This window comes from Thetidibacter halocola, from assembly GCF_018224955.1.
Taxonomy (GTDB): Bacteria; Pseudomonadota; Alphaproteobacteria; order Rhodobacterales; family Rhodobacteraceae; genus Thetidibacter; species Thetidibacter halocola.
The window spans coordinates 110,681-123,609 of record NZ_JAGTUU010000003.1 but is presented as its reverse complement, the minus strand read 5'-3'; the positions used below and the strand labels follow the sequence as shown (position 1 = coordinate 123,609).

The following is a 12,929-nucleotide window of genomic DNA, read 5'->3' as shown; positions in this document are numbered from 1 at the left end:
CGCCCCGTCGCCATTGTCTCTCGGACCAATGGCGACGGGGCGCCCCCCAGCAGAGTTTACTTGGCAAGATGAAGCAGGACCCTGTCATGACCGACGAGACGGAGACACCGAGACCCGACACCGTGGACCTCGCCGCCGAGCTTGAGGCGTCAGGCGTGCGCGAGGTGCTGGACGAGTTGGACCGCGAGTTGATCGGGCTCGCCCCGGTGAAACAGCGGATTCGCGAGACGGCGGCGCTGTTGCTGGTGGACAAGGCGCGGCGCGACCTTGGCCTGCAGGTCGAGACGCCGACGCTGCACATGTCCTTCACCGGCAATCCGGGCACCGGCAAGACCACCGTGGCGCGGATGATGGCGGGGCTGCTGCACCGGCTGGGCTACGTGCGTAAGGGCCACCTGGTGAGCGTTACCCGCGACGACCTCGTGGGGCAATATATCGGCCATACCGCGCCCAAGACCAAGGAAGTGCTGAAGAAGGCGATGGGCGGCGTGCTGTTCATCGACGAGGCCTATTACCTATACAAGCCCGACAACGAGCGGGACTATGGCCAGGAAGCCATCGAGATCCTGTTGCAGGTGATGGAGAACAACCGCGACGACCTGGTGGTCATCATGGCCGGCTATGCCGACCGGATGGACCGGTTCTTTTCCGCCAATCCCGGCTTCCGGAGCCGGATCGCGCATCACATCGACTTTCCCGATTACTCCGACGGCGAACTGCTGCATATCGCCGAGACGATGCTGGAAGCGCAGAACTACCGATTGGACGAAGGCGCGCGGCAGGCGATGGTCGAGTATGTCGCGCTGCGCCGGAGCCAGCCGCATTTCGCCAATGCGCGCTCGATCCGCAACGCGCTGGACCGGGCTCGGCTGCGGCAGGCGAACCGGCTCTTCAACGAGGCCAAGGGGCCGATCGACGCCGCCGCGCTTTCCACCATCACCGAACCCGATATCCGCACCAGCCGCGTCTTTCGCGGCGGGCTGGATGTGGATCGCCTGAATCGCAAGGAGGCCGCAGAATGACCCTTGACCGTTCCATCAGGATCGCCCCGTCGATCCTCTCCGCCGATTTCGCCGATTTCGGCCGCGAGATCCGCGCCATCGAGGCGCAGGGCGCCGACTGGGTCCATGTCGACGTCATGGACGGGCATTTCGTGCCCAACCTGACCTTTGGCCCGCCGGCGGTGAAGGCGTTCCGCAAGCACGTCAGGACCGTGATGGACGTCCACCTGATGATCGCGCCGGTCGACCCGTATATCGACGCCTATGCCGAGGCCGGCGCCGATATCCTGACCGCCCATCTCGAGGCCGGGCCGCATATCCACCGCACGCTCCAGGCGATCCGGGGCGCGGGGATGAAGGCGGGCGTGGCGCTGAACCCCGGCACGCCGGCCGAGTCGGTTGCCCACCTGCTGGAGCTCGCGGACCTGGTCTGCGTGATGACGGTGAACCCCGGTTTCGGCGGGCAGAAGTTCCTCGACATGACCGGCAAGGTGCGCGCGCTGCGCCGGATGATCGGCGACCGCCCCATCCATATCGAGATCGACGGCGGGGTCGATCCTGTGACCGCGCCGCTGGTGGCGGCGGCGGGGGCGGATGTGCTGGTCGCCGGATCGGCGGTGTTCCGGGGCGGGTCGGTGGACAATCCTGCACCCTACGGCGACAACATCCGCGCGATCCGCACCGCCGCCGAAGGCGCCCGAGCCGCCGCCTGAAAAGGAGTGACCATGGCCGCCATTCCCCCCGTCTGCGATTTCGGCTGGAGAGCGCCCGATTTCTCCCTGCCCGCCACCGATGGCCGGATGCTGTCGCTGAAGGATATCGCCGGGCCGAAAGGCACGCTGGTCATGTTCATCTGCAACCACTGCCCCTACGTGCTGGCCGTGCTTGACCGGATCATCCGCGACGCGCGCGACCTGATCGGGCACGGCGTCGGCGTTGTGGCGATCTCGTCGAACGACGCGGCCGCCTATCCGCAGGACGGGTTCGACGCGATGAAGACGATGGCCGAGGCGCGCGGCTTTCCGTTTCCGTATCTCTACGACGAGACGCAAGGCGTGGCGCGGGCCTATGACGCGGCCTGCACGCCGGATTTCTTCGGCTTCAACGCCGACCTGGAGTTGCAGTATCGCGGGCGGCTCGACGCCTCTCGCAAGGAGGCGGGGCCGACGGACCTGCGCCGCGACCTTTTCGAGGCGATGAAGCAGGTGGCCGAGACCGGTCGTGGCCCAACTGAGCAGATCCCCTCGATGGGCTGCTCGATCAAGTGGAAAACAGCATGAACGCGCGCATCGTCTTCGACCTCGACGGCACGCTGATCGACAGCGCGCCCGACATTCACGGCATCGCCAACGCGATCCTTTCCGAAGAGGGGCAGGAGCCGATCTCGCTGGCCCAGGCGCGCGATTTCATCGGCAATGGCGCCAGCGTCTTTGTCCAGAAGATGCGCGCGGCGCGGTCCATCCCCGAGGCCGAGCATCCCCGCCTTCTGGCCTCCTTCATCAGGCGCTATGACCACGCGGTGATGCTGACCCTGCCTTATCCGGGCGTGGTCGAGGCGCTTGCGGCGCTGACCGCAAAGGGCCACCGCCTCGGTGTCTGCACCAACAAGCCGATCCGGCCCACCCGCGCGGTGCTGGCGCATCTGGGGCTCGACCGCTGGTTCGGCACGGTCTGGGGCGGCGACAGCCTGCCCGTGCACAAGCCCGACCCGGCGCCGCTCCATGCGGCCTTCGAGGCGTTGGGGGATGGGCCGCGCCTGTATGTGGGCGACAGCGACGTGGATGCCGAGACCGCGCAGCGGGCCGAGGTGCCCTTCCTGCTGTTCACCGAGGGCTACCGAAAGGTGCCGGTGTCCGAGATGCATCACGACGTCCCCTTCGACGATTTCGCCACCCTGCCCGCGCTGGTCGAGCGCCTGCTGGCGAGCGCGGCATGAGGCTGCGCGCGCTGATCTTCGACGTCGACGGCACGCTGGCCGAGACCGAGGAGGCGCATCGCGCGGCCTTCAACCAGACGTTCGCCGAGGCAGGGCTGGACTGGCACTGGAGCCGCGCGGATTACGCACGTCTCTTGCGGACCACGGGCGGCAAGGAACGCATGGCGCGGTATCGCGACGAAACGGGCTGCGGGCCTGACGATGCCGGAATCGCCGCACTGCATGGTCGCAAGACGGCGCGCTATGGCGAGATCCTCGCCTCGGGCGGGCTGGCGCTGCGACCCGGCGTGGCCGAACTGATCGGTACGGCCCGGGCGGCTGGGCTGAAGATCGCCGTGGCCACCACCACCAACCGCCCCAATGTCGAGGCGCTGTGCCGGGCCTGTTTCGACGCGCCGATGGCGCGGGTCTTCGACGTGGTGGCGGCGGGCGACGAGGTGGCGGCGAAGAAACCCGCGCCGGACGTGTTCCGGCTGGCGCTGGAGCGGCTGGCGCTGGACGCGGCCGAGTGCATCGCCTTCGAGGACAGCACGAACGGGTTGCGTTCGGCCCTTGGCGCTGGTTTGCGCGTGCTGGTCACGCCCTCGGCCTATACGGCGGCCGAGGATTTCACCGGCGCGACCTGGGTTCGCGACACGCTGGAGCGGGCGGCGCTGCCCGGGCCGCTGGCCTTTGGCGCAACGGTGGCCTGAGGCGCCAAGCCCGCGACTCGGGCGACAGGGATCACCCGCCCCGATATGCCTCCAGCAGCCGCCCCAGCGCCCGATCGAACCCGGCGAAATCCGTGCCCAGCTGCGCCTCGATCTCCCCCTGAAACGCGCTGGCCAAAGGCAGCAGGTCCGCCATCATGGCCCGCCCGTCGCCGGTCAGCGACAACTGCACCAGCCGCCGGTCACCGGGATCGGCACGTTTCGCCACCAGCCCCCGCGCCTCGAGCCGGGCGGCTGTGCGGCTGACGCGCGATTTCTCCATCGCTACGGCGTCCTCGATATCGCGCACCGATACTGCGTCTGACTGCGCCAGGTGCGCCAGCACCCGCCATTCCGGTACCGAAAGGCCGAAGCGCACGCGGTATTCCCGCGCCAGGGCCTCGCTCAACCGCTGCGCCACCAGCGCCACGCGATAGGGTGTGAACCCCCCGAGGTCGAAGGCCGGCAGCCCGTCCGGCTCGATCCCCTGTCCGTCATCCATGCCGTTGCTCTCCATGTGCCCCGACAGTCGTAGCGCCACATCGTTGCATTTGCAACGAACCTGTGCCAAAACCCGAGTCACACGCGGGAGGAGGAGCCCCATGAACACCATGCGCCACCCCAGCGGCCTCCAACAGGCCGAACACCCGACCGGCACGACGCCCGGCTACATGCCGGGCTTTGCCAACGATTTCGAGACAGAGGCCCTGCCCGGCGCGCTGCCCCAGGGCATGAACAGCCCGCAGAAATGCAACTACGGCCTGTATGGCGAGCAACTGTCGGGAACGGCCTTTACCGCCAACCCGCCCGAACGCACCTGGTCTTACCGCATCCGGCCCAGCGTCAAGCATTCCGCGCGCTATGCGAAGATCGACCTGCCCTACTGGCGGTCCGCGCCCAACATCGACCCCGACGTGATCAGCCTTGGCCAGTACCGCTGGGATCCGGTGCCATTGAGCGACCAGCCGCTGACCTGGCTGACGGGCATGCGCACCATGACCACCGCCGGCGACGTGAACACGCAGGTCGGCATGGCGGCGCATGTCTACCTTGTGACGCAATCGATGGTGGACGAGTATTTCTTCTCCGCCGACAGCGAATTGCTGGTCGTGCCGCAAGAGGGCCGCCTGCGCTTTGCCACCGAGCTTGGCATCATCGACCTCGAGCCGAAGGAAATCGCCATCCTGCCCCGCGGCCTCGTCTACCGGGTCGAGGTGCTGGAGGGCCCTTGCCGCGGCTTCGTTTGCGAGAATTACGGCCAGAAATTCGAGCTTCCAGGCCGTGGCCCCATCGGCGCCAACTGCCTTGCCAACCCGCGCGACTTCAAGGCGCCGGTCGCGGCCTTCGAGGACCGCGAGGTGCCCTCGACCCTGACGGTGAAATGGTGCGGCCAGTTCCACGAGACCCGCATCGGGCAAAGCCCGCTGGACGTGGTGGCCTGGCACGGCAATTACGCGCCCTACAAGTATGACTTGCGCAATTACTGCCCCGTCGGCGCGATCCTGTTCGACCATCCCGACCCATCGATCTTTACCGTCCTGACGGCACCCAGCGGTGTGCCCGGCACGGCCAATATCGACTTCGTGCTGTTCCGCGAACGCTGGATGGTGGCGGAAAACACCTTTCGCCCGCCGTGGTATCACAAGAACATCATGTCCGAGCTGATGGGCAACATCTATGGCCAGTACGACGCCAAGCCACAGGGCTTCGTCCCCGGCGGGATGAGCCTGCACAACATGATGCTGCCGCACGGCCCCGACCGCGACGCCTTTGAGGGCGCGTCGAACGCCGACCTGAAACCGCACAAGCTGGACAACACCATGTCCTTCATGTTCGAGACGCGCTTCCCGCAGCACCTGACCCGCTTTGCCGCGACCGAGGCGCCCTTGCAGGACAATTACATCGACTGCTGGGACAGCCTCGAGAAGAAGTTCGACGGCACGCCGGGCAAGAAATGAGCACCGAACGGGTTGTCCTGCTGGGCACCAAGGGCGGGCCCGCGATCCGCCCCGGGTCGCCCATGCCCACCGCGACGCTGCTGCAGCTGGGCGGCGCGACGGTGCTGATCGACGCGGGTCTGGGCGCGGCGCGGGGGCTCTGCGATGCGGGCGTGGCGCTGACGGCACTGGATGCCATCGTCATCACGCATCTGCATTCGGACCATTACCTCGAACTCGGTCCGCTGCTGCACACCGCCTGGACAGCGGGGCTGAAGCGTCCGGTGCCGGTGATCGGACCCGAGGGGCTGGCGACCTACTGGCAAGGTTTCCTCGCCTCGATGGATTTCGACATCGCGTTGCGCCAGCGCGACGAGGGCCGCCCGCCGCTTGCGCCGCTGGCCGACATTCGTGTGATCGGGGAAGACCAGGCCATCGGCCCGCTGGCGCTGCGCGCCATGCGCAACGTGCACCCTCCTATCGAAGACAGCTATGCCCTGCGCGTCGATCATGCGGGCCGCGCCGTGGTGATCTCGGGCGACACCGCGCCGATGCCCGAGATGGTCGACTTTGCCCGCGGCGCGGACGTGCTGGTGCACGAGGCCATGCTCGAGGCGGGGATCGACGCGCTTTGCGCCCGTGTGGGCAATGGCGACGACCGCCTGCGCGTTCATCTCGAACGCTCGCACAGCCCGGCGGGCGCCGTCGCTCGCATCGCTTCAGAGGCGGGCGTCGGGCAGCTGGCGCTCAACCACATGATCCCGGTCGATGACCCCGCCTTCGGCCCCGCCGACTGGGAGGCCGCGATCCGCCCGCACTGGCCCGGCCCCCTGACACTGGGCGGCGACGGCGCGGAAATCCCCCTGCCCGCAGCAGCAAAGGCCGCCTGATGCCCCTGAAAAGCTGGATCGCAAGCGCCAATGACGGCGAAACGGATTTCCCGCTGGAAAACCTGCCCTGCGGCGTCTTTTCCGTGGGCGACGGCGATCTGCGCTGCGGCATCGCCATTGGCGACCGAATCGTGGACGCGACCGGACTGGAAGAGGCGGGCCTGCTGCGCCCCGACCCGGAGGCATTGGTGCTCGACGCCCCCGCCTGGAACGACTTCATGGAGTTGGGACCACAGGCCTGGGCCAGCTATCGCGCGCGCCTGACCGCAATGCTGCGGCACGACGCGCCGGACGCCGCGCGCGACGCCATCGCCACCTATTCCGTGCCAATGCGCAAGGCGGCGCTGCATATGCCCTTCCGAGTGGCGGAATACACCGATTTCTACGCCTCGCGCCACCACGCCACCAACGTCGGCACCATGTTCCGCGGGCCGGACAACGCGCTGCCGCCGAACTGGCTGTCGATCCCGATCGGCTACAACGGCCGTGCCTCGTCGGTCGTGGTCTCGCGCAATCCCGTCCGCCGCCCCTGGGGCCAGGTCAAGGCGCCGGACGAGGCGCTGCCACACTTCGCGCCCTCCACCCGCTTCGATTTTGAACTGGAACTGGGCGCCATCGTCGGTTTGCCCTCGGACGGGCCGGTGAGCGTGGCGCGGGCCGAGGCGATGATATTTGGCTACGTGCTGCTGAACGACTGGTCGGCGCGCGACATCCAGGCCTGGGAATACCAGCCGCTTGGCCCCTTCCAGGCCAAGGCCACGGCGACCAGCATCAGCCCCTGGATCGTGCCTGCCGCCGCCCTCGCCCCGTTCCGCCGCCCGGTGCCGGACCGGCTGCGACCTGTCCTGCCGCATCTCGACGAGCCGCATCCGACCGGGCTCGACATCGCGCTCGAGATCGGCCTGACACCGCAAGACGGCGTGGAAACCGTGATCGCCCGCACCAACGCATCCGAACTTTACTGGAGCGCGGCGCAGCAACTGGCGCATCACACCACGTCCGGCTGCCCGATGCGGGTGGGCGACCTGCTGGGCTCTGGCACCGTCTCGGGGGCCGCACCCGACAGCCGGGGCGCACTGCTGGAACTGTCGTGGAACGGCGAAAAGCCGATCACCCTGGCAGACGGCCAGAGCCGGAGCTTCCTGGATGACGGCGACACGGTCACGCTGCGCGGCCATGCGCAGGGCGCAGGCTTTCGCATCGGCTTCGGCGCCTGCACCGGCACCGTGCTGCCTGCGCTGGACGACCCATACCCGGCCTGATCTTCATCTTGCCGAAAAAACTCCCGCCGGAGGCTCCCGACCCAGCCAAGGGCACAACGACACGAAAGGACACGCGACGATGACCAAGGCCTTCGCCTCCGCCGCCGACATGACCGAGAAACAGACCAGCTTCACCGAGATCGGTCCGGGCCTCTACGCCTTCACCGCCGAGGGCGATCCGAACACCGGCGTCATCATCGGCGACGAGAGCGTGATGATCGTCGAGGCGCAGGCCACGCCCCGCCTGGCCCGGAAGGTGATCGACTGCGTCCGCCAAGTGACGGACAAGCCGATCAGCCACCTTGTCCTGACCCATTACCATGCTGTCCGCGTCCTTGGCGCCAGCGCCTATGGCGCGCCCCAGATCGTCATGTCCGACACCGCCCGCGCCATGGTTGCCGAACGCGGGGCCGAGGACTGGCAGAGTGAGTTCGAGCGCTTCCCCCGCCTCTTCCAGGGGCACGAGGAAATCCCGGGCCTGACCTGGCCCACCACCACGTTCTCCGACCGGATGACCGTCTACCTCGGCAATCGCCGGGTCGACATCATGCACCTCGGGAGGGCGCATACGGCAGGCGACGCGGTGGTCTGGGTGCCCGATTCCGAGGTCATGTTCACCGGCGACATCGTCGAATACCACTCGGCCTGCTACTGCGGCGACGGGCATTTCGGCGACTGGGAAGAGACGCTGATGAATATTGCGGCCTTCGATCCGCAAAGCATCGCGCCCGGACGCGGCGACGCGCTGGTGGGGCGCGAGATGGTGGGCAAGGCCATCGCCAGCACCGCCGACTTTGTCAACTCCACCTACCGCCCGGTGGCCAGGGTCGCGGCGCGCGGCGGCAGCCTGAAAGAGGCCTGGGACGCCTGCCGCGCCGAGTGCGATCCGAAGTTCAGCGACTTTGCCATCTACGAACACTGCCTGCCCTTCAACGTCGCCCGCGCCTATGACGAGGCGCGCGGCATCGACACGCCGCGCATCTGGACCGCCCAGCGCGACAAGGAAATGTGGGCGGCGTTGCAGGGGTAAGTGCGGGCCACCCGTCCCGGGCTTGACCAGGGACCGCTCGGCCCCGGACCACGTCCGGGGCGTGCAGTGCAGGAAATGAACGGTCCGCTCCGGACCATCGAGGGAGGACGTGATGCCGCTCGACGACCGCTACCAACTGGCCTTCCGCCTCTACCCCTATGCCCGCTCCGCCGACCAGGACGCGGGCCACCCCGTGCATCACCCGGTGATCGTGGTCGGCGGCGGCCCCATCGGCCTTGCGATGGCGCTGGACCTCGGGCGGCAGGGCATCCCGGTGCTGCTGCTCGACGACCACGAGGGCGTGGGCCAGGGCAGCCGCGCCATCTGCTTTGCCAAGCGCTGCCTCGAGATCGCGGACCGTTATGGCGCGGCCGGGCCGATGCTGGACAAGGGCGTGGTCTGGAAGATCGGCAAGGTCTTTCACGACGACCGGCAGGTGTTCGAGTTCAACCTGCTGCCCGAGGCAGGCCACAAGTTTCCCGCCTTCATCAACCTGCAACAGCCCTATTTCGAACGCTTCCTCTTCGAGCAGATCGAACGCGAACGGGCGAAGGGCGCACCGATCGAGATCCGCGGTCGGAACCGGGTGGAAGGCGTCACACCCGAAGCCGAGGGCGTCACTCTGGACATCCTCACCCCTGACGGCCCCTACCGGCTGCACGCCGACTGGCTGATCGCCTGCGACGGCGCGGGCAGCCCGACGCGCAAACGGCTGGGCCTCGATTTCGAGGGGCGCGTGTTCGAGGATTCGTTCCTGATCGCCGACATCCGCATGACGGGCGAGGATTTCCCCACAGAACGCTGGTTCTGGTTCGAGCCGCATTTCAAGTCCGGCGCCTCGGCCCTGCTGCACCGCCAGCCGGACGGCATCTGGCGGGTGGATTTCCAGATCGGCTGGGACGTGGACCGCGCCGAGGAGTTGAAGGAGGAAAACGTCCGCCGCCGCCTAGACGCGATGCTGCCGGGCGTGGATTACGAGATCGTCTGGACCTCGATCTACACCTTCCAGTGCCGCCGGATGCGGCAGTTCCGCCATGGCCGGGTGATCTTTGCCGGCGACAGCGCGCACCAGGTCAGCCCGTTCGGCGCGCGCGGCGCCAATTCCGGCATGCAGGACGTGGACAATTTGGGCTGGAAACTGGGCCTCGTGGTGCGCGGCCGGGCGCCTGAACGGCTGCTGGACAGCTACCACGAGGAACGCGCCTTCGGCGCCGACGAGAACATCCTGAACTCGACCCGCGCCACGGATTTCATCACCCCCAAGTCGACGATCTCCCATGTCTTTCGCAACGCCGTGCTGGACCTGGCCGAACGCCACGCCTTTGCCCGGCCGCTGGTGAATTCGGGGCGCCTGTCGGTGCCCTGCACCTATGACGGGCTGTCCCTGACCGGCGAGGACGCTCTGCCCGGTGCCCCGGACCGAAGCCGACCCGGCAGCCCCTGTCCCGATGCGCCCCTGGGCCATGGGTTCCTGCTGGAACGCCTCGGCGGGGATTTCGTGCTGCTGACGATTGATGCCGATGCCCCCGAGACGCTGGAGGCAGACGGACTTACGATCCGCCGCGTTGCGCTGAAGACCGCGGACGACCCGACTGGCGCACTGGCGGCGCGCTATCTGGGCACGGCGACGGGCGCGGTCTACCTGATCCGCCCCGACCAGCATGTTGTCGCCCGCTGGGCGCGTTTCGATGATGCCGCGACCCGCGCCGCGCTGCGCCGCGCCTGCGCGAGGGACTGAGCCATGACCGACCTGATCCTGACCCCGAACATCGCCGACCCCGACGGGTTCTACGCCGCGCTGATCGCCGCGCATGACGGGCTGTCGGACAAGGAAAGCGCCGCAATGAACGCACGGCTCATCCTGATCCTCGCGAACCAGGTGGGTGACCGCGAGGTTCTGGCGCAGGCGCTGGAGGCGGCAAAGAAAAGCGATTGAACGGGCAGGCTTGCGCGGGATCGAGGGGCGCCAGCCCCGCCGCGCATCGCCGACGCGCACCCACGCGGCGGCGATGCGCGGCTCAGGACTCCCCTCAGCCCGTCTGCCCGCGCAGATGTGCCAGCATCACCTCGGCGGCGGACTCCTTCACCGGCACGCCCGCCGGATCGTCACCGAATCCCGGCTCGGGGAAGAAGGCGGTGATGCGGCAATCCTCGACCAGCATGGAATAGCGCCAGCTGCGCATCCCCATGCCCTGCTGCGTGCGCCGCACCAGCATCCCCATCAGGCGGCTGAAATCACCGTTGCCGTCGGGCAGCAAGGTCACCTTCTCGATGCCGAGGCCCTTGCCCCACTGGAACATCACGAAGGCATCGTTGACCGAAAGGCAGATCACCTCGTCCACCCCCTCGGCGCGGAAGTCGTCATGCAGGCGCTCGAACCCCGGCAGGTGGCTTTCCGAACAGGCGGGTGTAAAGGCGCCCGGCAGCGCAAAGACCACCACGCGGCGACCCGTGAAGAACTCGGCGCTGGAGACGTCATGCCACTCATAGGGGTTGTCGCCACCCAGCGCCGGGTTGCGGCGGCGGGTGTGGAAGGTTACGGCTGGCACGGTGTCAGGGATCATGGCATCCTCGCGTTTTGTCGCGACCATGCCCAAGCCCCGCGCCGCGCGCAAGTCACCCGCCAGAGACACCCGCCTCGGCGAAGGTCGCCATCCCGTTGTGGCATTCCAGCGCCGCGCGCAGCACCATCAGCGCCACCGCCGCGCCCGAGCCCTCGCCCAGCGCCATGTCCAGCGTCAGGATCGGCCGCTGGCCCATCGCCTCGAGCAGGCGCGCATGGCCCGGCTCGCGGCTGGCATGGCCCACCACGCAATGATCCAGAAAGCCCGGATCTGCGGTGAACAGCGGCACCACCGCGGCGGTGCAGATATAACCGTCGAGGATGACCGGGATGCGCCGCGCCCGCGCCCCCAGCACCGCGCCGCAGATCGCCGCCTGTTCGCGCCCGCCGAAGGCCGCCAGCAGGTGCAGACCCGAAACCCCAGCATGCCGCGCCACGCCCTGCGCCACGACCTGCGCCTTGAGCGCGCGACCCGCTGCGCCCGACCCGGTGCCGGGCCCGACCCAGCCCGCCGCGTCGCCGCCCAGGCCGGCACAGGCCAGCGCTGCGGCGGTGGTCGAATTGCCGATCCCCATCTCGCCCAGCACCAGGACAGAGGCGCCCGGGTCGACCGCCTCGGCACCTTGCGCCATCGCCGCCAGCACCTCTGCCTCGGTCATCGCCGGGCCTTCGCTGAAATCGGCGGTGGGCCGGTCGAGATCCAGTGCCACGACCGACAGATCGGCCCCGGCCACGCGGCAGAGCTGGTTGATCGCGGCGCCGCCCGCCTCGAAATTCGCCACCATCTGAGCGGTCACGGCCTGCGGGAAGGGGTTCACACCCTTGTCGCAGACGCCGTGGTTGCCGGCAAAGACCAGCGCCTGCGCCTGCCGGACCGAAGGCCGCGCACCACCCTGCCAGCCCGCCATCCAGACCGCCAGTTCCTCCAGCCGGCCCAGCGATCCGGGCGGCTTGGTCAGGCTCATCTGGCGGGCGCGCGCCGCCTCGGCGGCCTCGGCATCGGCATGGGTCAGCGTGCGCGCCATCGCCGCCACGGCAGCCAGCGAGGAACAGTCAGAAATCGAAGTCATTGGGTTTCACCCTTACCGGATAGCCTGCGACGCACAGGATCACCGTGTCGCAGGCTTGCGCCACGGTCTGATTGAGCCAGCCCGCCGCGTCGCGAAACTCGCGGGCCAGCCTGTTTTCGGGGACGATACCGGCGCCCACCTCGTTGGTAACGAAGATGACCGGCGCTTTCTGGTGCATCAGAGCCGCGGCCAGCCGTTCGCCTTCGCTGCGCCAGTCCGCGTCACCCAGCATCAGGTTGGTCAGCCACAGCGTCAGGCAGTCCACCAGCCGGGGCGCATCGCCATCGGTCTCGATCAGCATGTCCACCAGGTCGCGCGGCGCGTGGCGGTTGTCCCACTCGGCCCCCCGACGCGCCTGGTGCGCCGCGATGCGGTCGCGCATCTCGTCGTCCCATGCCTCGGCGGTGGCGACATAGACCGCGCGCCCCAGGGGCCGCAGCGCCAGCCGTTCCGCCAGCGCCGACTTGCCCGAACGGGCGGCCCCGGTGATGAGTATCGACTTTTCCATGGCTCCGTGAAAAAGCAGGTTCCGACCAAAATGAAAAGCAGCG

General features: G+C 68.2%; 15 protein-coding genes. 11 read left to right on the top strand and 4 right to left on the bottom strand.

The features are described 5' to 3' along the window. The first annotated feature begins 86 nt into the window (after nt 1-86). The 5 genes from cbbX to KB874_RS07665 are packed head-to-tail and all read left to right on the top strand — an operon-like array spanning nt 87 to nt 3,629. Nucleotides 87-1,022 (top strand): CbbX protein, encoded by a 936-nt coding sequence (gene cbbX / locus KB874_RS07685; protein ID WP_212535989.1) that lies wholly within the window; start codon nt 87-89, stop codon nt 1,020-1,022. Then, complete coding sequence (rpe, locus tag KB874_RS07680; protein WP_212535988.1) at nt 1,019-1,714, top strand: ribulose-phosphate 3-epimerase; 696 nt, start codon at nt 1,019-1,021, stop codon at nt 1,712-1,714. The genes cbbX and rpe overlap by 4 nt, the downstream gene beginning before the upstream one ends. Nucleotides 1,715-1,726: 12 nt before the next feature. Further along, nucleotides 1,727-2,281 (top strand): thioredoxin family protein, encoded by a 555-nt coding sequence (locus tag KB874_RS07675; RefSeq protein WP_212535987.1) that lies wholly within the window; start codon nt 1,727-1,729, stop codon nt 2,279-2,281. Next, nucleotides 2,278-2,937, top strand: a complete 660-nt coding sequence (gene gph / locus KB874_RS07670) for a phosphoglycolate phosphatase (RefSeq protein WP_212535986.1) — start codon at nt 2,278-2,280, stop codon at nt 2,935-2,937. Before KB874_RS07675 ends, gph begins: the two co-directional genes overlap by 4 nt. Next, on the top strand, nt 2,934-3,629 hold the full coding sequence (locus KB874_RS07665; protein WP_212535985.1) for an HAD-IA family hydrolase: 696 nt from the start codon (nt 2,934-2,936) through the stop codon (nt 3,627-3,629). Before gph ends, KB874_RS07665 begins: the two co-directional genes overlap by 4 nt. A 31-nt stretch (nt 3,630-3,660) precedes the next feature. On the opposite strand, the gene KB874_RS07660 is transcribed toward KB874_RS07665, so the two are convergent. Next, complete coding sequence (locus KB874_RS07660) at nt 3,661-4,128, bottom strand: MarR family winged helix-turn-helix transcriptional regulator (protein WP_212535984.1); 468 nt, start codon at nt 4,126-4,128, stop codon at nt 3,661-3,663. 100 nt (nt 4,129-4,228) lie between these two features. Here KB874_RS07660 and hmgA point away from each other — a divergent pair, with 100 nt between their 5' ends. The 6 genes from hmgA to KB874_RS07630 all read left to right on the top strand — a co-directional run bounded on the left by hmgA (nt 4,229) and on the right by KB874_RS07630 (nt 10,681). Next, nucleotides 4,229-5,584, top strand: coding sequence for a homogentisate 1,2-dioxygenase (gene hmgA, locus KB874_RS07655; RefSeq protein WP_428849233.1), 1,356 nt, complete (start codon nt 4,229-4,231; stop codon nt 5,582-5,584). Beyond that, nucleotides 5,581-6,453: an MBL fold metallo-hydrolase gene (locus KB874_RS07650; protein ID WP_212535983.1), complete on the top strand. Its 873-nt coding sequence runs from the start codon at nt 5,581-5,583 to the stop codon at nt 6,451-6,453. The genes hmgA and KB874_RS07650 overlap by 4 nt, the downstream gene beginning before the upstream one ends. Continuing rightward, nucleotides 6,453-7,715, top strand: coding sequence for a fumarylacetoacetase (gene fahA, locus KB874_RS07645; RefSeq protein WP_212535982.1), 1,263 nt, complete (start codon nt 6,453-6,455; stop codon nt 7,713-7,715). The genes KB874_RS07650 and fahA overlap by 1 nt, the downstream gene beginning before the upstream one ends. 79 nt (nt 7,716-7,794) lie before the next feature. Continuing rightward, complete coding sequence (locus tag KB874_RS07640) at nt 7,795-8,745, top strand: MBL fold metallo-hydrolase (protein ID WP_212535981.1); 951 nt, start codon at nt 7,795-7,797, stop codon at nt 8,743-8,745. Between the two features lie 112 nt (nt 8,746-8,857). Beyond that, a complete protein-coding gene (locus tag KB874_RS07635) occupies nt 8,858-10,483 on the top strand; it encodes an FAD-dependent oxidoreductase (protein ID WP_212535980.1) in 1,626 nt (541 codons plus the stop codon). 3 nt (nt 10,484-10,486) lie between these two features. Continuing rightward, complete coding sequence (locus KB874_RS07630) at nt 10,487-10,681, top strand: DUF2783 domain-containing protein (RefSeq protein ID WP_212535979.1); 195 nt, start codon at nt 10,487-10,489, stop codon at nt 10,679-10,681. A gap of 94 nt (nt 10,682-10,775) precedes the next feature. Here the strand turns inward: KB874_RS07630 and KB874_RS07625 are convergent, their stop codons facing one another. The 3 genes from KB874_RS07625 to cobU are packed head-to-tail and all read right to left on the bottom strand — an operon-like array spanning nt 10,776 to nt 12,886. After that, nucleotides 10,776-11,309 (bottom strand): peroxiredoxin, encoded by a 534-nt coding sequence (locus KB874_RS07625; protein ID WP_212535978.1) that lies wholly within the window; start codon nt 11,307-11,309, stop codon nt 10,776-10,778. 52 nt (nt 11,310-11,361) lie between these two features. Then, the gene (cobT, locus tag KB874_RS07620; RefSeq protein ID WP_212535977.1) at nt 11,362-12,378 is read right to left on the bottom strand and encodes a nicotinate-nucleotide--dimethylbenzimidazole phosphoribosyltransferase; all 1,017 of its coding nucleotides are present in this window, start codon (nt 12,376-12,378) and stop codon (nt 11,362-11,364) included. Further along, nucleotides 12,362-12,886: a bifunctional adenosylcobinamide kinase/adenosylcobinamide-phosphate guanylyltransferase gene (gene cobU, locus KB874_RS07615; RefSeq protein ID WP_212535976.1), complete on the bottom strand. Its 525-nt coding sequence runs from the start codon at nt 12,884-12,886 to the stop codon at nt 12,362-12,364. Before cobU ends, cobT begins: the two co-directional genes overlap by 17 nt. Nucleotides 12,887-12,929 lie beyond the last annotated feature (43 nt).